At 70.3% G+C, this 18,708-nt stretch carries 16 protein-coding genes, 1 tRNA gene and 1 pseudogene; 9 read left to right on the top strand and 9 right to left on the bottom strand.

Annotated elements, in window-relative coordinates; translation table 11 throughout:
* Positions 1–56 precede the first annotated feature (56 nt).
* The 3 genes from paaD (at position 57) to ACZ4MU_RS02935 (ending at position 2,982) form a co-directional block, all read left to right on the top strand.
* Positions 57–542 (top strand): 1,2-phenylacetyl-CoA epoxidase subunit PaaD, encoded by a 486-nt coding sequence (gene paaD / locus ACZ4MU_RS02925; protein WP_467870084.1) that lies wholly within the window; start codon positions 57–59, stop codon positions 540–542.
* Positions 543–1,598: a 2Fe-2S iron-sulfur cluster-binding protein gene (locus ACZ4MU_RS02930; RefSeq protein WP_467870087.1), complete on the top strand. Its 1,056-nt coding sequence runs from the start codon at positions 543–545 to the stop codon at positions 1,596–1,598.
* A gap of 217 nt (positions 1,599–1,815) precedes the next feature.
* Positions 1,816–2,982: an acyl-CoA dehydrogenase family protein gene (locus tag ACZ4MU_RS02935; RefSeq protein WP_467870090.1), complete on the top strand. Its 1,167-nt coding sequence runs from the start codon at positions 1,816–1,818 to the stop codon at positions 2,980–2,982.
* Positions 2,983–3,103: 121 nt separating this feature from the next.
* On the opposite strand, the gene ACZ4MU_RS02940 is transcribed toward ACZ4MU_RS02935, so the two are convergent.
* The 8 genes and pseudogenes from ACZ4MU_RS02940 to ACZ4MU_RS02975 all read right to left on the bottom strand — a co-directional run bounded on the left by ACZ4MU_RS02940 (position 3,104) and on the right by ACZ4MU_RS02975 (position 9,383).
* The gene (locus tag ACZ4MU_RS02940; protein WP_467870092.1) at positions 3,104–3,448 is read right to left on the bottom strand and encodes a rhodanese-like domain-containing protein; all 345 of its coding nucleotides are present in this window, start codon (positions 3,446–3,448) and stop codon (positions 3,104–3,106) included.
* Positions 3,449–3,578: 130 nt separating this feature from the next.
* Positions 3,579–4,475 carry a hypothetical protein gene (locus ACZ4MU_RS02945; RefSeq protein WP_467870095.1) on the bottom strand — a complete coding sequence of 299 codons (897 nt, stop codon included), beginning with the start codon at positions 4,473–4,475 and terminating at the stop codon, positions 3,579–3,581.
* A 35-nt stretch (positions 4,476–4,510) separates the two neighbouring features.
* Positions 4,511–5,965: a DUF2252 domain-containing protein gene (locus tag ACZ4MU_RS02950; RefSeq protein WP_467870097.1), complete on the bottom strand. Its 1,455-nt coding sequence runs from the start codon at positions 5,963–5,965 to the stop codon at positions 4,511–4,513.
* Between the two features lie 186 nt (positions 5,966–6,151).
* Positions 6,152–7,327, bottom strand: coding sequence for a hypothetical protein (locus tag ACZ4MU_RS02955; protein WP_467870621.1), 1,176 nt, complete (start codon positions 7,325–7,327; stop codon positions 6,152–6,154).
* A 203-nt stretch (positions 7,328–7,530) separates the two neighbouring features.
* Positions 7,531–8,166, bottom strand: a pseudogene (locus tag ACZ4MU_RS02960) (response regulator transcription factor).
* A 187-nt stretch (positions 8,167–8,353) separates the two neighbouring features.
* Positions 8,354–8,605 carry a hypothetical protein gene (locus ACZ4MU_RS02965; protein ID WP_467870100.1) on the bottom strand — a complete coding sequence of 84 codons (252 nt, stop codon included), beginning with the start codon at positions 8,603–8,605 and terminating at the stop codon, positions 8,354–8,356.
* A gap of 189 nt (positions 8,606–8,794) precedes the next feature.
* Positions 8,795–8,995, bottom strand: a complete 201-nt coding sequence (locus ACZ4MU_RS02970; RefSeq protein WP_467870103.1) for a hypothetical protein — start codon at positions 8,993–8,995, stop codon at positions 8,795–8,797.
* 305 nt (positions 8,996–9,300) lie between these two features.
* A tRNA-Leu gene (locus ACZ4MU_RS02975) sits at positions 9,301–9,383 on the bottom strand.
* A gap of 379 nt (positions 9,384–9,762) precedes the next feature.
* Between ACZ4MU_RS02975 and ACZ4MU_RS02980 the strand changes: the two genes are divergently transcribed.
* The 6 genes from ACZ4MU_RS02980 (at position 9,763) to pknB (ending at position 17,865) form a co-directional block, all read left to right on the top strand.
* Entirely contained in the window at positions 9,763–10,650 is an 888-nt protein-coding gene (locus ACZ4MU_RS02980; protein ID WP_467870106.1) for an FhaA domain-containing protein, read from the top strand.
* 10 nt (positions 10,651–10,660) lie between these two features.
* Positions 10,661–11,194, top strand: a complete 534-nt coding sequence (locus ACZ4MU_RS02985; protein WP_358834255.1) for an FHA domain-containing protein FhaB/FipA — start codon at positions 10,661–10,663, stop codon at positions 11,192–11,194.
* Positions 11,195–11,326: 132 nt separating this feature from the next.
* Positions 11,327–12,790, top strand: coding sequence for a Stp1/IreP family PP2C-type Ser/Thr phosphatase (locus tag ACZ4MU_RS02990; protein ID WP_467870623.1), 1,464 nt, complete (start codon positions 11,327–11,329; stop codon positions 12,788–12,790).
* A 26-nt stretch (positions 12,791–12,816) separates the two neighbouring features.
* Positions 12,817–14,232 (top strand): FtsW/RodA/SpoVE family cell cycle protein, encoded by a 1,416-nt coding sequence (locus tag ACZ4MU_RS02995; protein ID WP_467870109.1) that lies wholly within the window; start codon positions 12,817–12,819, stop codon positions 14,230–14,232.
* Positions 14,229–15,683 carry a penicillin-binding transpeptidase domain-containing protein gene (locus ACZ4MU_RS03000; RefSeq protein WP_467870112.1) on the top strand — a complete coding sequence of 485 codons (1,455 nt, stop codon included), beginning with the start codon at positions 14,229–14,231 and terminating at the stop codon, positions 15,681–15,683. The genes ACZ4MU_RS02995 and ACZ4MU_RS03000 overlap by 4 nt, the downstream gene beginning before the upstream one ends.
* 187 nt (positions 15,684–15,870) lie before the next feature.
* Positions 15,871–17,865, top strand: a complete 1,995-nt coding sequence (gene pknB, locus ACZ4MU_RS03005) for a Stk1 family PASTA domain-containing Ser/Thr kinase (RefSeq protein WP_467870115.1) — start codon at positions 15,871–15,873, stop codon at positions 17,863–17,865.
* A gap of 100 nt (positions 17,866–17,965) precedes the next feature.
* Here pknB and ACZ4MU_RS03010 read toward each other — a convergent pair whose 3' ends face one another.
* Entirely contained in the window at positions 17,966–18,700 is a 735-nt protein-coding gene (locus tag ACZ4MU_RS03010; protein WP_467870119.1) for a class E sortase, read from the bottom strand.
* Positions 18,701–18,708: the final 8 nt, after the last annotated feature.

The raw sequence follows: 18,708 nt of genomic DNA on the forward strand, positions 1-18,708 counted from the left end.
CGCCCGCGCCCGCGGCTACGGCTACGGCTACGGCTACGGCTACGGCTACGGCCGAGATGACTCCGCTCGAACGGGACCTCGCCCGGCTCGCCGGATCCGTCCCCGACCCCGAGTTGCCCGTGATCACCCTGGAGGAACTCGGCGTGCTGCGCGGAGTCCACCTGGAGGGCCCCGGCAAGGTCACCGTCCGGCTCACCCCCACATACACCGGCTGCCCCGCCATAGAAGCGATGACCGCCGACATCGAACAGGTCCTGCACGAGCACGGAATCCCGGACGTCACCGTCGTCCGCGTCCTCTCGCCCGCCTGGTCGACCGACGACATCAGCGACGAAGGCCGCCGCAAACTCGCCGAGTTCGGAATAGCGCCGCCCCGGCCCCAGGGCGCCCACACCCCCGTCGCCCTCACCCTCTCCGTGCGCTGCCCGCACTGCGGCTCCACCGACACCGAGCTGCTGAGCAGGTTCTCCTCCACGGCGTGCAAGGCACTGCGCCGCTGCGTCGCCTGCCGCGAACCGTTCGACCACTTCAAGGAGTTGTAGATGTTCCATCCACTCCGGGTGAGCGAGGTCGAACGGCTCACGGACGACGCGGTGACCGTCACCTTCGACGTGCCACCGGAGCTGCGCGAGGCCTACCGGCACCGCCCCGGCCAGCACCTCGCGCTGCGCCGCACCACGCAGGGCCAGGAGATACGCCGTACGTACTCGATCTGCGCGCCCGCCGTCGAGCACCCCGGCACACCCGTTCTGCGCGTCGGCATCCGCCTCGTCGAGGGTGGCGAGTTCTCCACGTACGCCTTCAAGGAACTCACCGTCGGCGACATGGTCGACGTCATGGAGCCGATGGGCCGCTTCATCCTGGAGCCCCGCGCCGGACACTTCGTGGCCATCGTCGGCGGCAGCGGCATCACCCCCGTCCTGTCCATCGCCACCACCCTGCTGGAACGGGAACCCGAAGCCCGCTTCTGCCTCATACGCAGCGACCGCACGGTGTCGTCCACCATGTTCCTGGAGGAGACGGCCGACCTGAAGGACCGCTTCCCCGACCGGTTCCAGCTGGTCACCGCTCTCTCCCGGGAGGAGCAGCAGTCCGGACTGCCCTCCGGCAGGCTGGACCAGGAACGGCTGACGGCCCTGCTGCCCGCGCTGCTCCCGGTGCAGGAGGTCGACGGCTGGTACCTGTGCGGACCGTTCGGCCTGGTCCAGGGCGCAGAGCGGGCTTTGCGCGAACTCGGCGTCGCCCGCGGCCGTATCCACGAGGAGATCTTCCACGTCGACGAGGCACCGGCGCCGAGCGCCGCGGCGGTCTCGGCCCCGGCGCACGCCACGCTGACCGCGACGCTGCACGGCCGTTCCGGAACCTGGCCCGTCCAGGACGGCGAGAAGCTCCTGGACACGGTGCTGCGGGCGCGTTCGGACGCCCCGTACGCCTGCAAGGGCGGGGTGTGCGGCACCTGCCGGGCGTTCCTGGTCAGAGGCGAGGTGCGGATGGACCGGAACTTCGCCCTGGAGGAGGACGAGACCGAGGCGGGTTATGTGCTGGCCTGCCAGTCCCGCCCGGCCACCAAGGAAGTGGAGCTGGACTTCGATCGGTGAGGGGGCGGGGAGGGGAGGGAGCTTGGGGAGGGGGGAGGGGGCCGGGGGGGAGGCCCCCAAGGTTCGTCTTCTCGTCCGACGGTCCCGCCCACCGTCCACGGTCCCACCCACCGTCCGGCGGTCCCGCCCATCGTCCGTTGGCTCCACCCATTCCCATTCGATAGAACCTGTTCTATCTTGGCGGCCCATCAGATCTGGTGCGCGGGAGGACAGGGCTGTGGACTTCACCTTCAGCGAGGAGCAGCAGGCGGCCGTAGAGGCAGCGAAAGCGGTCTTCGCGGGGTTCACGCCCGACGCTGTACCGAGTCCCGCGCTGACTCAGGGCGCGGTGGCCGAGGAGTTCGACCGCCCGCTGTGGGCCAAGCTCGCGGAATCGGACCTGCTGAGCCTGGTCATCGACCCCCGGTACGGCGGGGCGGGCCTTGACCCCATCGCCCTCTGCCTGGTGCTGCGCGAGGCCGCGAAGGTGCTGGCTCGGATACCGCTGCTGGAGAGCAGCGCGGTGGCGATGGCCGTACAGCGATATGGGGACCCCGAACTGGCCCGTGAACTGCTTCCCGCCGCAGGTTGGGGCGAGCTGGTCTTCACCGTCGGGGCCAACGGCCGCACCGGCCATGACCCGGCCGAACTCGCTGTCACGGCACGGCGGGAGAGCTCCGGGGGCGGCGACTGGGTACTCGACGGGGTACAGACCGGGGTGCCCTGGGCGCAGAACGCGGACCGGATCGCCGTGCCCGCCCACACCGGCGAGGGGCGCGCCGTCCTCGCGCTGCTCCCCCGCGTCCACGACGGGATCACGCTCGCCGATCAGGTCTCCACCAGCGGAGAGCGGTTCGCCGAGGTTCGTCTCGACTCCGTACGGATCGAAGCCCGCGCGGTCATCACAGCCGAAGGGGCCTGGGAGTGGCTGCGCGAGCTGCTGACCACCGGTACCTGCGCGCTCGCGCTGGGCCTCGGCGAGGCCGTACTGGCGATGACCAGCGCCTACACCGGCAAACGCGAACAGTTCGGGTTCCCCATCGCGACCTTCCAGGCGGTCGCCGTCCAGGCGGCCGACCGCTACATCGACCTGCGCGCGATGGAAGCCACCCTCTGGCAGGCGGCGTGGCGTATCAGCACCAGCGCGGAGGCAAGGCCGGAGGTGGGCGCCGGGGGACCGCTGCCCGTGTCGGGGGATGTGGCGGTGGCGAAGATCTGGGCCTCCGAGGGCGTACGCAGGGTCGTACAAACCGCGCAGCATCTGCACGGCGGCTTCGGCGCCGACACCGACTACTCCCTGCACCGCTACCACGCCTGGGCCAAGCAACTGGAACTGTCCCTCGGCCCGGCCGCGGCCCACGAGGAAGCCCTCGGCGACCTGTTGGCCGCGCACCCACTCGGATAGCGGGGTCGCGCGCAGCGCTGACACGGCCGCTCGCAAACGGCCGCTCGCGCACGGGTCGCCGTGCACGGCCCACCGCGTACGAGCGGCTCGTACCGCGGTGTCGCTCAGGGACGAGAGCCCGTCAGAGGACGACAGCCGGACTGTCGTTGTCGCTGACCATCGGGCGCCCGGCGGCGTCCCACGCCTGCATGCCACCGTCGACGTTCACAGCGTCGATCCCCTGCTGCACCAAGTACTGCGTGACCTGCGCGGACCGTCCGCCGACCCTGCACATCACATACGCCCGGCGGCCGTCCTCGACAGCCTGCGTCACCTCGCCGAAGCGCGCCACGAAGTCGCTCATCGGCACGTGCAGCGCGCCCTCGACATGCCCGGCCGCCCACTCGTCGTCCTCACGGACATCCAGCACCAGGGCATCGGCCGGCACGGCGGCGACCTCCACGGACGGCAGCTGGGCGAAATTCATGGGTCATGCCTTCTCTCGTACGTGTCAGCTGTCCCGGTCGCGGCGCCGGAGCAGCCGCGACGTTCGCATCGGCCGGTCACCGGTACCGGCCGGCCACGAAGTCAGCCGTGTGGCCAGGTCACGGGGAACGCTACTGCACCAGCTCCGCCAGGACCGCTTCGCGCCCGGCGACCTCGGCCAGCAGCTGCTCGGCGATCTCCTCCAGCAGCCGGTCCGGGTCGTCGGGCGCCATCCGCAGCATCGAGCCGATCGCGCTGTCCTCCAGCTCACGGGCCAGCACGGCCAACAGCTCCTTGCGCTGGGCCAGCCATTCCAGCCGGGCGTAGAGCTCCTCGCTCTCGCTGGGGCGTGCCTCCTCCGGCACCGGGCCCGCCGCCCACTCCTCGGCGAGCTCCCGCAGCAGCTCCTCGTCGCCCCGGCCGTACGCGGCGTTGACCCGGGTGATGAATTCCTCGCGGCGTGCCCGTTCCTGCTCCTCCTGCGCGAGGTCGGGGTGCGCCTTGCGCGCCAGCTCGCGGTAGAGCTTGCGCGCCTCCTCACTGGGGCGGACCCGCTTCGGCGGCCGTACGGGCTGGTCGGTGAGCATGGAGGCGGCCTCGGGGGAGAGCCCGTCGGAGTCCATCCAGTCGTGGAAGAGCTCGTCGACCCCGGGCATGGGCATGACGGCGGCTCGTGCCTCGCGTGCCTTGCGCAGGTCTTCCGGATCGCCGGTCATCGAGGCCCTGGCCTCGGCGATCTGGGCGTCGAGCTCGTCGAGCCGGGCATACATCGGGCCGAGCCTCTGGTGGTGCAGGCGGGAGAAGTTCTCCACCTCCACGCGGAATGTCTCCACGGCGATCTCGAACTCGATCAACGCCTGCTCGGCCGCCCGCACAGCCCGGTCCAGCCGGGCTTCGGGCCGCTCCGCGTTCTCGTCCGCGGTCGCTGGGGCCTCGGGCCGGGCGGTTGTGTCTTCGGCAGGTTCGTCCGTCACCGGTCCAGCGTACGGGCGCGGGGGGTGGGGGCCCCTCCCTCCCCCTCCCCCCACCCCCCCAACCCCTGCACCCCCATCCCCGCCCCGCGTCAAACCCCCAGCTCTGCCTCCACCCGTCCATCCCTGATCGCGGCCAGGAGTGTGGCGTGGTCGGCCTCCGTGCGGTCGGCGTAGAGGACCGCGAAGCCGGCCACGGCCTCGTCGAGCTCTTCGTTCTTGCCGCAGTACCCGGCTATCAGGCGCGGGTCGGCGCTGTGGGAGTGGGCCCGGGCCAGCAGTGCTCCGGTCATACGGCCGTAGTCGTCCAGCTGGTCGGCGGCCAGGGCCGCCGGGTCGACGCTGCCCTTGCGGTTGCGGAACTGGCGCACCTGACAGGGGTGCCCGTCGACGGTGGTCCAGCCGAGCAGGAGGTCGCTGACGACCTGCATCCGCTTCTGCCCGAGGACCACTCGGCGGCCCTCGTGCCCCGCGTCCGGGGCAGGGAAGCCGGCCTTGGCCAGGTGCGGCAGCAGAGCCGAGGCGCGGGCCTCCTTGACCTGGAGCACCAACGGCTCACCGCGATGGTCGAGGAGCAGCACCACGTACGACCGTGTACCGACGCTGCCGGTGCCGACGACCCGGAAGGCCACGTCGTGTATCGCGAACCGCGCGAGCAGCGGCAGGCGGTCTTCCGGGAGAGTTTCCAGGTAGGGGCCGAGGGACGCGGCAACGGCGGCGGCCTCGGCGTCCGGTACCCGGCGCAGGACCGGTGCCGCGTCGACGAAGTGGTGGTGTCCGTCGTCCTTTCGTTCGGTGGCCTTGGCGGCGAAGCGGGCGCTGGTGTTGTTGCGGGCCTTGGCCGACACCTGCTCCAGGGTGCCGAGCAGGTCCCGTGCGTCGGTGTGGGAGACGAGTTCCTCGTCGGCTATCGCGTTCCACGCGTCCAGGACCGGCAGTTTCGCCAGGAACCGCATGGTGCGCCGGTAGGCGCCGACGGCGTCGAAGGCGGCGGCTCGGCAGGTGTCCTCGTCGGCGCCGGCTTCCCGGCCGGCCAGGACCAGGGAGGCGGCGAGGCGCTTGAGATCCCATTCCCAGGGGCCGGTCGCGGTCTCGTCGAAGTCGTTGAGGTCGATGACGAGGCCGCCGCGTGCGTCGCCGTAGAGGCCGAAGTTCGCCGCGTGGGCGTCGCCACAGATCTGGGCACCGATTCCGGTGACGGGGGTGCCGAGGAGGTCGTGGGCCATGAGTCCGGCGGAGCCGCGCAGGAAGGCGAACGGCGTGGCCGCCATGCGGCCCACCCGGATCGGGGTGAGCTCGGGCACGCGGCCCCGGTTGGATTCCTCGACGGCCCGGACCGCGTCGGGCCGGTCGGTGGAGAGGAGCAGGGAGTCGTGCGAGGAGCGGGGCACCCGGTCGCGCAGGGCCTTGCCGTCGCTCTTGGGCGAGCCGGCCTTGTGGCCGGGGGCTCCCTTGTGGTGCCGGAAACCGGGTACCTCGGGAATCCGGGCGCGCCCGTCGTCGGGCATCGCTCGCTGGGCCGGAATGACCACCTCGACATCGCTCATCGCGTGCCGCCTCCCCCGTACTCGTTCACCATCAGCTGTGCGCATATCTGCAGCTCGAATGCCCTGACGGTACCGCCGGGTGCCGACACCCGTCTCCCCCTGTGGATAACTCCCGGGGCGGCCATCGAGCAGGCCACCACCGGGAGTTGTCCACAGCCTCGCGGGCCGCGACGCGTGCTGCGAGTTTCAGACGCCGACCGCTTCCTCCAGCTCCTCCTCGACCTCCTCTTCCCCCTCGCGGATTCCACGGTCTCCGCTTCCGTCGCCCGGGGCACCGGCACCGGCACCGGCACTGGCACTGGCCCCCGCGGCCAGACCGGCCCCAGCCCCACCAGCCGTACCCACGCCCGCACCGGCACCCGCACCGGCCCCCGAGGCCACAGCTCCCCGCCTCCGCTCGGCCAACCCCGCGATGCCCATCATCGCGATGCCCGCCAGCAGCCAAAGAACCAGGATCAGCACATGGCCGCCGAGGCCGTTGCCCGCGAAATACACGTGGCTGCGGGCGCCCTCGACGAACCCGGCGCCGTTCCAGAAGGCGTGCAGGGCGCCGAAGAAACCGGGCTGGAGCTCGGGCCGGAAGATGCCGCCGGAGCTGGTGAAGTTGAGCATCACGAAGAGGACCATCACGCCGAGCGTCGTCCACCTCTTGAGGAAGGTGTGCAGTCCGACGCCGATCAGCAGGATTCCGGCCGAGTACAGCCACGCCATGCCCCAGACGCCGCCGAGACCGGTGTCGACGAGGTGGAAGAGCGGGCCTGCGAAGACCGCGCCGATGCCGCTGACCAGCAGCGACATGCCGAGTGCCAGCAAGGCCCTGATCCGCAGGGGCAGCACGGCGCCGGCGCCTCCGATCACCGCGACGGACGCGTAGGAGCCGATGCTGAGCGCGACGAGCAGGAAGAAGATGCCCTGCCCGGTCGGGTCGCCCTCGGCGAGGTCCGTCACGTCGGTCACCTTGAGGGGGGCGTCCTGCGCCGCGGCCACCTTGGTGAAGACCTTCTCGACGGCCGTGGCGCTGGTGTCGGAGGAGGCGGAGGCGACGAGGAGTTCGGGCTTGGCGCCGGGGATGTAGGCGCCGTACACGTGCTGGTGTTCAAGGCTGTGGACGGCGGTCGCGCGGTCGGGCACGGTACGGACGTCGAGGGCGCCCGCTCCCTTGTCCTGGAGGGTCTGCGCGAGCACCTGCGCGCTGGGGCCCGAGCCGATGATGTCGACCCGCAAGTCGTGGGGCTGCGGGTTGTGGAAGGCGCCCAGATACGCGAGGCCCATCCCGATGCACATCAGCAACGGGGTGAGGAGGTGGCCGAGGACATGGCGCAGAGGGCTGGGAGCGGTACCGGGGGACACCACGACTCCAATGGTTGGCTTATACAACTCACTCGATACGTTGTACTGTACAACCACTTTTGGGGAATGGCGAACACCCAGTTCAAAGCCCCCGGGGCTCCATCCGACCTCAGGACTTGTTTCACGTGAAACACGCAGACCGGCGCCGCAGCCCCATGCCCCAGTCCGCCCCCCTCGCCTGCTGCCCCCGCCCGGCCACTTCTCGCCTGCCCCGCCTACAGCCCCGCGTCCCACGCCAGCAGCACCACCTGCACCCTGTTCTCGCACTCCAGCTTCGCCAGAACGCGGCTCACATACGTCTTCACCGTGGCCTCGCTCATATGGAGCGACCTCCCCGCGTCCGCGTTGGACAGGCCCTCCCCGAGCAGCGCCAGCACGTCCGCTCCCGCGCCGACAGCACGCCCGTCCAGCTCCGTGCCTCCTCGCCCCGGACCGCCGCGCGTCCCATGGCCCAGCTGGTCCACGACGTGCCGGGTCGCGCCGGGTGACAGATAGGCGTCCCCGGCCGCCGCCGCCCGTACCGTGGCGATCAGCTCGGCCGGGGCGGTGCCCTTCAGCAGGAACCCCGCGCCCCCGTACTCCAGCGCGCGCAGCACGTTCTCCCGCTCGCCGAACGTCGTGAGGATGATCACTCGGGTTGCCGGGGTGCTCCTGCGCAACTCGGCAAGGGCGGTGAGGTCCTTCATCACCGGCATCTGAATGTCGAGCAGCACCACGTCGGCGCTGTGCGCGCGTGCCGCCTCGACGGCGTCCCGGCCGGTGGCCGCCTCGGCCGCGACCTCGATGGCCGGATCTGAGGTGAGGATCATCCTGATCCCCGCCCGGATCAGCGGCTCGTCGTCCGCGATCACGACCTTGATCCGCAGGGCGGGCGAACCTCCTGGACCCGTCACGCCCGGACCCGTCACGCCCGGACCCGTCACGCCTGTCACGCCTGGACCCGTCACACTGCTCCCGTTCCCACGCCGCGCCAGAGCGCTCCCGCCGTGTCAGAGCGCCATCACTCCCGCCGGCCCTGCCGCTGCCGGCCGTCCGCCGCTACCGCTCGACCTCGTACGAGCGCTTCTCGATGAGCTTGCCGTCCTTGAAGCAGAACCAGAAAACGGGGTCGGTGTCGATGCTGTCGCCGAAGTCGGACGACAGCAGCACCAGGCAGCTCGCCCCGGCGGGCTCGGCGGGTCCCTTGCCGGGCAGGCCCTTCGCCAGAAACGTGTCGCCGCCAAGCCGGTCGCGTACTTCCTGTTCGGGACTGCCGACCTCGATGTCCCGGTACTCGGCGGGTTCGATCATCGCCTTGTCCGCCGACCCGGCGAGGTGGCGAGGTGGCGAGGTGGCGAGGTGGCGAGGTGGCGAGGAAGAACAGCCCGACGCCCGCGGCCACCGCGAGCAGCACCACCGCCGCGAAGGCGATCCCGCACCCCAGGGCGACGCCACCGGCCCTGCTCCTGCTGCTCATGGCCAACTCCCTCTCCGCGGCGCTCATGTCGACGTCCCAGCCGCCGTGCCGCGCAGCGGCGCAAGGGCGAGGACGGCGACGGTCACCAGGGCGGGCACCACCAGTCCGCCGTGGGCCGGCCGGGCCGCGCCGACCGCGGCCAGGGCCAGCAGGAGGGCGAGGGCCGACTCGCCGACGATGCGGCGGCGCGACCGGGGTTCGGGTCCCGCCAGTCGCAGGCGCACGTCCCGGAGTTTCGATGACACGTCCACGGCCGCACCCTGGGCAGCCTGCCGGGGACCGGGCGGCTCTCTTTCGACGCGCCCCGCCGAGACGAAAGTCCCCGTGCGGACCCGGGCGGGACGACCCGGGACGACCTGGGGTGATCCTGGATCGCCTCGGGGCCCCCAGGACGAGCTAGGACGAGGACGACCTCGGACGGCCTCGGAAAGCCTTCGCCGCGGCCTCGCTCCGGCGCCGGGAATCTCTTCCCCGCATGCGGGAACGCGGAAGCCCCGCCGGTCGTTTGACCTGCGGGGCTTCCGTTCTGTGGGCGAGGGGGGATTTGAACCCCCACGTCCCGAAGGACACTGGCACCTGAAGCCAGCGCGTCTGCCGTTCCGCCACTCGCCCGAGTGGTGTCCGAGGCCTTCGCACCTTTTCGGTGCGCTTGCCTGGCGACGTCGAGAAGATTAGCACGCTGCGCAGGGTGGATTCACATCCGTTGTTTCCGCCGTCCCTGGCGGGCAGGAGAGGGGAAGGAACGACGACGTACAGCGACGGCCCGGGGACCCACAGGAACCTCACAGGGTCCTCGAGGCAACGAGGAGGGGGCGCACCCACTCCTCCACGGTGCACCCCGGGTGCGGGACACTGTCAGGAGGCCACCTCTACGATCCGTGTGAGAGGTGACACTCGTCCACCGGTCACAGAAGGGGAACCAGCCGATTTCCCGACGCGTGGATACGATCAGTAAGCAGTACCAGGACGACAACGACGGAGGAGGTGCCCCATGGGAGTCCTGAAGCGTTTCGAGCAGCGTCTCGAAGGCCTGGTCAACGGCACCTTCGCGAAGGTCTTCAAGTCCGAGGTCCAGCCCGTCGAGATCGCCGGCGCCCTCCAGCGCGAGTGCGACAACAACGCGACGATCTGGAACCGCGAGCGGACCGTCGTTCCCAACGATTTCATCGTCGAGCTCAGCGCGCCCGACTTCGAGCGCCTGAGCCCGTACTCGGGCCAGCTGGGCGACGAACTGTCCGGCCTGGTCCGCGACTACGCCAAGCAGCAGCGGTACACGTTCATGGGGCCGATCAAGGTCCATCTGGAGAAGGCCGACGATCTCGACACCGGCCTGTACCGGGTGCGCAGTCGTACGCTCGCCTCCAGTACCGACCAGCAGGACCTGCACAACCAGCAGGAGCAGCACGGCAGACCTCCGGGTCCGGCCCGTCCCGCTCCCGTCGCACCGCCGCAGTCCGCCCAGGGCCGCGGCGGCTACGGCTATCCGCCCTCCGCCGCTCCGCCGATGCCGGCCGCCCCGCCCCCCGGCGGGAACGGCGGCCCCGGCCGCCCCGGCGCGGACCGCCGCCCGACGGCTCCCGGCCCCATGCCGGGCTCCCAGGTGCGGCGCTGGATCGAGATCAACGGCACCCGCCACCAGATCTCCCGCCCGACGCTGGTGCTGGGTCGCAGCACCGACGCCGATGTGCGGATCGACGACCCCGGCGTCTCGCGCCGGCACTGTGAGATCCGGACCGGAACGCCCTCGACGATCCAGGATCTCGGGTCCACCAACGGCATCGTGGTGGACGGGCAGCACACCACCCGCGCTACGCTCCGCGACGGCTCGCGGATCGTCGTGGGCAGCACCACCATCGTTTACCGGCAAGCCGAAGGGTGAAGCGGGGGCAATGTCAGAGCTGACCCTCACGGTCATGCGGTTGGGTTTCCTCGCCGTACTGTGGCTGTTCGTCATCGTGGCCGTCCAGGTCATTCGCAGTGATCTGTTCGGTACGCGGGTCACCCAGCGCGGTTCACGCCGCGGCGGGGACACGGGCCGCCAGCAGACCGGCCGGCAGCCCGCCGCTGCCGCGCCGCCGCAGCAGCGCGGCCAGCAGGCCGCGCCCTCGGGCGGCCGCCAGCGCCGTGGCGCGCCCACCAAGCTGGTGGTGTCCGAAGGGACGCTGACCGGCACGACGGTGGCGCTGCAGGGCCAGACCATCACGCTGGGCCGGGCGCACGACTCGACGATCGTCCTCGACGACGACTACGCCTCGAGCCGTCATGCCAGGATCTACCCGGACCGTGACGGCAACTGGATCGTCGAGGACCTCGGTTCCACCAACGGCACCTACCTGGACCGGACGCGGCTCACCACCCCGACCCCGATTCCGCTGGGCGCGCCGATCCGCATCGGCAAGACCGTCATCGAGCTGCGGAAGTAGTACGACAATGAGCGAGCGGAGCGAGCGAGCCGCGGCGGTCCGGACGACGGACCGGGACGGGCTCCCGACCGGAGGGTGGGCAGTGTGGCTCGACATGACCGGCTGTACCCCGAGCCGACGGGCGAGGTGGGCATGAGTCTCTCCCTGCGCTTCGCCGCCGGATCCCACAAGGGCATGATCCGCGAGGGCAACGAGGACTCCGGTTACGCGGGTCCGCGCCTCCTCGCCATCGCCGACGGCATGGGCGGCCAGGCCGCCGGTGAGGTGGCCTCCTCCGAGGTGATCTCCACCCTGGTCACGCTCGACGACGACGTGCCCGGCTCCGACATCCTCACGTCGCTGGGTACGGCGGTGCAGCGCGCCAACGACCAGTTGCGCATGATGGTCGAGGAGGACCCCCAGCTGGAGGGGATGGGCACCACGCTCACCGCTCTGCTGTGGACGGGCCAGCGCCTGGGCCTGGTGCACGTGGGCGACTCGCGCGCGTATCTGCTGCGCGACGGCGTGCTCACCCAGATCACCCAGGACCACACGTGGGTGCAGCGGCTGGTGGACGAGGGCCGCATCACCGAGGAGGAGGCGACGACGCATCCGCAGCGCTCGCTGCTGATGCGCGCGCTGGGCAGCGGCGACCACGTCGAGCCGGATCTGTCGATCCGCGAGGTGCGGGCGGGCGACCGCTATCTGATCTGCTCCGACGGCCTGTCGGGGGTGGTGTCCCACCAGACGATGGAGGACACCCTCGCCAGCTACCAGGGCCCGCAGGAGACGGTGCAGGAGCTGATCCAGCTCGCGCTGCGCGGCGGCGGCCCGGACAACATCACGGTGATCGTGGCGGACGTCCTGGACGTCGACTCCGGCGACACCCTGGCCGGGCAGCTCAGCGACATCCCGGTGATCGTGGGCGCCGTCGCCGAGAATCAGCTCCAGCTCAACGACGACGGGGCGATGCAGACCCCGGCGGGCCGTGCCTCGGGCCTGGGCCGTCCCTCCTCGCCGCAGGGGGGCTTCGGCCCGCCCGGCAGCGGTGAGGACAGCGGCTACGGCGCCCCGCCCGAGGGCGCCTTCGGCACCTACTCGGACGAGGACTTCACCAAGCCGCGGCGCGGCAGGTGGCTGAAGAGATCCGTCTACATCGTGCTCGCCCTGGCCGTGATCGGCGGCGGTCTGTACGGCGGTTACCGCTGGACGCAGACCCAGTACTTCGTGGGTACCAAGGACGAGCACGTCGCGCTCTATCAGGGCATCAGCCAGGACCTGGCCTGGGTGAAGCTGTCGAAGGTGGAGACCGACCACCCCGAGATCGAACTCAAGTACCTGCCGCCGTACCAGCGCAAGCAGGTCGAGGCGACGATCGCCGAGGGCAGTCTCTCCAAGGCCCAGGCCAAGATCACCGAACTGTCCACGCAGGCGTCGGCGTGCAAGAAGGACGAGCAGCGGCGCGCCGCCGAGAGCCAGAACCCGCCGAAGACCGGAACGACGGCCTCCCCGTCGCCCGGCAAGACCGGGTCCACCAAGACCACCGCCACTCCCACGCCCGGCCCCAGCCTCTCGGAGGAAGAGCAGAAGCTGGTCCCGCAGTGCGGTAAGCAGTAGGCAGCCGTAGGGGGCCTTTCCACACCATGAGCGTTGTCACCAACACGACCACCATCGGCGCGATCGACGCACCGAGCCGCCGCAACACCGAGCTCGCGCTGCTCGTCTTCGCCGTCGCCATCCCGGTGTTCGCGTACGCCAACGTGGGCCTGGCCATGACCGGCAAGCTGCCCTCGGGCATGCTCGGTTACGGGCTCGGCCTCGGGCTGCTCGCGGCCGTCGGGCACCTCGTGGTGCGCAAGTTCGCCCCGTACGCGGACCCGCTGCTGCTGCCGCTGGCGACCTTGCTGAACGGGCTGGGCCTGGTGATGATCTGGCGCCTGGACCAGTCGCCGCGCCTGATCCAGAGAGCCAAGAACGCCTTCGGCGCCTTCCATCCGGACGCGCCCAAGCAGATGCTGTACACGGCGATCGGCGTGGCGCTCTTCATCGGTGTGCTGATGCTGCTGAAGGACCACCGGATCCTTCAGCGCTACACGTACATCTCGATGGCGTTCGCGCTGTTCCTGCTGGTCCTGCCGATGTTCTTCCCGGCGGTCAACGGCGCCAAGATCTGGATCTCCATTCCCGGTCTCGGCACGATCCAGCCCGGCGAGTTCGCCAAGATCATCATCGCGGTGTTCTTCTCCGGCTACCTGATGGTCAAGCGGGACGCGCTGGCGCTCGCCAGCCGCCGCTTCATGGGCCTGTACCTGCCGCGCGGCCGCGACCTCGGCCCGATCCTGGTGGTGTGGGGCGTCTCGATCCTCATCCTGGTCTTCGAGACCGACCTCGGCACCTCGCTGCTCTTCTTCGGCCTCTTCGTGATCATGCTGTACGTGGCCACCGAGCGCACCAGCTGGATCGTCTTCGGTCTGCTGATGTCGGCGGCCGGCGCGGTCGCCGTGGCCTCGTTCGAGCCGCACGTGAAGCTGCGTGTGGACGCCTGGCTGGACCCCTTCGGCTGCTACAAGACCACCGGCGCCTGCGAGCAGATCGGCCAGGCGATCATGTCGTTCGGCTCCGGCGGCACGCTCGGTACGGGCCTGGGCCAGGGCAACTCCGACCTGATCGGCTTCGCCGCCAACGCCGACTTCATCCTCTCCACCGTCGGCGAGGAGCTGGGCCTGGCCGGGATGATGGCGATCTTCCTCATCTACGGCCTGATCGTGGAGCGGGGCGTGCGCACCGCGCTCGCCGCGCGCGACCCGTTCGGCAAGCTGCTGGCCATCGGCCTCTCCGGCGCGTTCGCCCTCCAGGTGTTCGTGGTCGCCGGCGGTGTCATGGGCCTCATCCCGCTGACCGGTATGACCATGCCCTTCCTCGCGCAGGGCGGCTCCTCCGTCATCGCCAACTGGGCGCTGATCGGCATCCTCATCCGCATCAGCGACACCGCCCGCCGCCCGGCGCCCGCCCCTGCCCCGTCCCCCGACGCCGAGATGACCCAGGTGGTCCGACCGTGAACAAGCCCCTGCGACGGATCGCGATCTTCTGCGGGCTGCTGATCATGGCCCTGATGATCCGTGACAACTGGCTCCAGTACGTGCGAGCCGACGAGCTGAACGCGCACAAGTACAACCGGCGCGTCCAGATCGAGCGGTTCGCCCATGAGCGCGGCAACATCATCACGGCCGACGGCCAGCCGATGACCGCCTCCAAGGAGACCTCCGGCAGCGACTACAAGTTCAAGCGGGCCTGGAACAACGGCGCCCTGTGGTCGCCGGTGACCGGGTACAACTCGCAGGCCTTCGACTCCTCGCAGCTGGAGAACATCGAGGACAAGATCCTCTCGGGCAACGACGACCGGCTCTTCTTCGACCGGACGCTCTCGATGTTCACCGGGGAGAAGAAGCAGGGCGGCAACGTCGTCACCACCCTCAACAGCGCCGCGCAGAAGGCCGCCTTCGACGGGCTCGGCGACAAGAAGGGCGCGGTCGCCGCGATCGACCCGCGCACCGGCGCGATCCTGGCGCTGGCCTCGACGCCGTCGTACGACCCGTCGGTCTTCGCGGGCAACTCCAAGGCGGACGCCACCGCCCGCGAGAAGCTGCTCAAGGACAAAGACAAGCCCATGCTGAACCGGGCGCTGCGCGAGACGTACCCGCCCGGTTCCACGTTCAAGGTGGTCACCGCCTCGGCGGCGCTGGAGAACGGGCTGTACACCAGCATCGACCAGCCGACCAGGTCACCGGTGCCGTACCGGCTGCCGCAGTCGACGATGCCGCTGAACAACGAGGGGACCATCCCGTGTGAGAACGCCACGCTCAAGGTGGCGCTCCAGTGGTCCTGCAACACCGTCTTCGGCAAGATCAGCGACGACCTCGGCAACGACAAGATGATCGCGGAAGCCAACAAGTTCGGCTTCAACGACGAGATCTTCACCCCCGTCCGCGCCGACGCCAGCGTCTACCCCAAGGACAACCGCCCGCAGAACGCGATGGCCGGCATCGGCCAGGCCTCCAACCGCGCCACCCCGCTCCAGATGGCCATGGTCGCCGCCGCCGTCGCCAACGACGGCAAGCTGATGAAGCCGTACATGGTCGACCAGCTCCAGGCGCCCAACCTGGACGTCCTCTCCAAGACCCAGCCGGAGAAGATGAGCCAGCCGCTGTCGGCGGCCAACGCCCAGAAGGTCCAGGCGCTGATGGAGAACGTCGTCGCCGAGGGCACGGGCAAGAAGGGCGCCATCGAGGGCGTCACCGTCGGCGGCAAGACCGGCACCGCCCAGCACGGCCTCAACAACAGCGAGAAGCCCTACGCCTGGTTCATCTCGTACGCCAAGACCGACCAGGGCTCCCCGGTCGCGGTCGCGGTGGTCGTCGAGGACGGCGAGGCCCACCGCGACGACATCTCCGGTGGCGGTCTGGCCGCCCCCATCGCCAAGGCCGTGATGCGGGCGGTGCTCAAGAAGTGACCCCGGGACGTTTCACGTGAAACAGTCCTCGTTTCACGTGAAACGTCTCTCGCGCCCTGTACCGGTCCGGTATCAGCTGACAGTCGCGGACGGATCAGCCACCGGTGCCCGGTAGCGTATGCGCGAACAGCACACCGCCGGACCACACACGGGTGCGGTCGGGACTGACGGAGAGGGCTGGAACGTTATGGAAGAGCCGCGTCGCCTCGGCGGCCGGTACGAGCTGGGCCAGGTGCTCGGCCGTGGTGGCATGGCGGAGGTCTACCTCGCGCACGACACCCGGCTCGGCCGCACCGTCGCCGTGAAGACGCTGCGGGCCGACCTCGCCCGCGACCCGTCCTTCCAGGCCCGGTTCCGCCGTGAGGCCCAGTCCGCCGCCTCGCTCAACCATCCGGCGATCGTCGCGGTCTACGACACCGGCGAGGACTACGTCGACCAGGTCTCCATCCCGTACATCGTGATGGAGTACGTCGACGGCTCCACCCTGCGTGAGCTGCTGCACTCCGGACGCAAGCTGCTGCCCGAGCGCACGCTGGAGATGACCGTCGGAATCCTCCAGGCCCTGGAGTACTCCCACCGCGCCGGCATCGTCCACCGCGACATCAAGCCGGCCAACGTCATGCTGACGCGCACCGGCCAGGTCAAGGTCATGGACTTCGGCATCGCGCGCGCCATGGGCGACTCCGGTATGACGATGACGCAGACCGCCGCCGTCATCGGCACCGCCCAGTACCTCTCCCCGGAGCAGGCCAAGGGCGAGCAGGTCGACGCCCGCTCCGACCTCTATTCGACAGGCTGCCTCCTCTACGAGCTGCTGACCGTTCGGCCCCCGTTCGTCGGCGACTCGCCGGTCGCGGTCGCCTACCAGCACGTACGGGAAGAGCCGCAGCCGCCGAGCAACTTCGACCCCGAGATCACGCCCGAGATGGACGCCATCGTCCTGAAGGCGCTGGTCAAGGACCCGGACTACCGCTACCAGTCGGCCGACGAGATGCGCGCCGACATCGAGGCGTGCCTCGACGGCCAGCCGGTCGCCGCGACCGCCGCCATGGGCGCGGTCGGCTACGGCGGCTACGACGCCTACACCTCCGGCCCCCAGGACCAGCCCACCACCGCCCTGCGCCCCTCGGACGCGGCGGGCCAGACGTCCATGCTGCCCCCGGTCGGCCCGGACGACGGCTACGACGACCGCCCCGACCGCCGCCGCCAGAAGAAGTCGAACACCTCGACGATCCTGCTGGTGCTGGCGGGTGTCCTGGTGCTCGTTGGCGCGATCCTGATCGGCAAGTCGGTCTTCGGCGGAAACAGCGACGACGGCAAGGTGCCGGTGCCGCAGCTCGTCGGCGAGACCCGGAAGTCCGCCGAGACCCTGGTGGCCAACGTCGGCCTCACGCTGACCGTGGCCAAGACCGAGCCCTGCGCCGACCAGCCCAAGGACAGCATCTGCAGCCAGAACCCGGCCAGCGGCAAGCTGGACAAGGGCGACGCCGTCTCGGTCGTCGTCTCGGCCGGCGCGCCCAAGGTCGAGGTCCCGGACGTCACGGAGAAGAAGAAGGACAACGCCACCCAGCTCCTGGAGGAGAAGGGCTTCACCGTGAAGACGACCACGGTCGAGTCCGAGAACGAGGAGGGCACGGTGGTCAGCCAGGACCCCAAGGGCGGTCAGCAGGCCGAGAAGGGGACCGTGATCACGCTCTCGATCGCCAAGCAGCAGACCCGGACGGTTCCGCCCGTGGTGGGCAACCAGATCGCGGACGCGCGGGACCAGTTGTCGAAGCTCGGCTTCGTGGTCACTGAACAGAGCGTCGACGGGACCCAGCCCGCGGGCGAGGTCATCGCCCAGGACCCGCCGGGCGGCTCGCACAAGCCGAAGGGTGCCACCATCACCCTGAAGGTCTCCAAGGGCCCCCAGACCCCTGCCCAGACCCCCGTCCCGAGCGTCTGGGGCAAGACGGTCAAGCAGGCCACCGAGATCCTCAACGCGGCCGGATTCAGCAACATCCAGTTCGCGCCGGGCAGTTCCAACGACGAGAAGGCCCGGGTCACCTCGCAGACCCCGCCGGCCAACACCCCGGCCGACCCGGCCACCACGGCGATCGTCCTGACGACGATCGGCGGAGGCGGCAACCAGGGTCAGGACGGCGGAGGGAACTTCCCGTTCGGCGGCCCGTCCGGCCGCTGACACCCACCGGCACGGCGAAGCCCCGGTCCCCTTCCCAGGGGGCCGGGGCTTTCCCGTGCGTACGCCGCGGGGCCGCGGGGCAGGCCCGAGGCCAGCCCCGTCAGCGCAGCTCGGCCGGTCTGGTGCGCTTCTCGTCGACCTTCTGGGTGCGCACCAGCTCGCCCCACACGATGTAGCGGTAGTCGGAGGTGTAGACGGGCGTGCACGTCGTCAGGGTGATGTAGCGGCCCGGCTTGCGGGCGCCCGACTCCTTCGGCACCGGCTGAAGGACGTCGACGTTGTACTTCGACGTCTCCTTCAGCTCCGCGAACGCCTTGTAGACGTACCAGGTGTCCTTCGTCTCGAAGACGATCGGGTCACCGGTTCTCACTTTGTGGATGTTGTGGAACTTGGCGCCGTGGCCGTCGCGGTGCGCGGCCAGCGTGAAGTTTCCCTTGTCGCCGCTGCCGGGCAGGGCCGCCTTCAGCGGCTCCGTGTAGTAGCCCGCGACCCCGCCGTTGAGCACCTTGGTGTCGGTGCCCTTCTTGACCAGCACCTCGCCGTTCTTCATGGCGGGTACGTGCAGGAAGCCGATGCCGCCCTTGGTGTCGAGGGCCCCGGGGCCGCTGTTCGCCCAGTCGCGCCGCACGTCCTTGCTCTGCTTGGCGGCTTCGCGGTCGGCTATGACGTTGGTCCACCACAGCGAGTAGACGACGAAGAGGCCGAGCACCAGCCCGGCCGTGATCAGCAGCTCGCCCAGGACGCTGACGACCCCCGCGACGACACCGCGGCGGCGCGGGCGCGGCGGGACGGGGGCCTCGGTCTGCTGCGCGTCGTGCTCGGTCCTCAACTCCACGGCACCTG

This window comes from Streptomyces sp. NPDC026377, assembly GCF_055567715.1.

What these genes read in the sequence shown, in the direction of transcription:
- ACZ4MU_RS02940 (WP_467870092.1), bottom strand. Translation starts at nt 3,448, where the DNA reads ATGAATTTCGCCCAGCTGCCGTCCGTGGAGGTCGCCGCCGTGCCGGCC.
- ACZ4MU_RS02995 (WP_467870109.1), top strand. Translation starts at nt 12,817, where the DNA reads ATGAGCGTTGTCACCAACACGACCACCATCGGCGCGATCGACGCACCG.
- paaD (WP_467870084.1), top strand. Translation starts at nt 57, where the DNA reads ATGACTCCGCTCGAACGGGACCTCGCCCGGCTCGCCGGATCCGTCCCC.
- pknB (WP_467870115.1), top strand. Translation starts at nt 15,871, where the DNA reads ATGGAAGAGCCGCGTCGCCTCGGCGGCCGGTACGAGCTGGGCCAGGTG.
- ACZ4MU_RS02965 (WP_467870100.1), bottom strand. Translation starts at nt 8,605, where the DNA reads ATGATCGAACCCGCCGAGTACCGGGACATCGAGGTCGGCAGTCCCGAA.
- ACZ4MU_RS02930 (WP_467870087.1), top strand. Translation starts at nt 543, where the DNA reads ATGTTCCATCCACTCCGGGTGAGCGAGGTCGAACGGCTCACGGACGAC.
- ACZ4MU_RS02990 (WP_467870623.1), top strand. Translation starts at nt 11,327, where the DNA reads ATGAGTCTCTCCCTGCGCTTCGCCGCCGGATCCCACAAGGGCATGATC.
- ACZ4MU_RS02950 (WP_467870097.1), bottom strand. Translation starts at nt 5,965, where the DNA reads ATGAGCGATGTCGAGGTGGTCATTCCGGCCCAGCGAGCGATGCCCGAC.
- ACZ4MU_RS02985 (WP_358834255.1), top strand. Translation starts at nt 10,661, where the DNA reads ATGTCAGAGCTGACCCTCACGGTCATGCGGTTGGGTTTCCTCGCCGTA.
- ACZ4MU_RS02980 (WP_467870106.1), top strand. Translation starts at nt 9,763, where the DNA reads ATGGGAGTCCTGAAGCGTTTCGAGCAGCGTCTCGAAGGCCTGGTCAAC.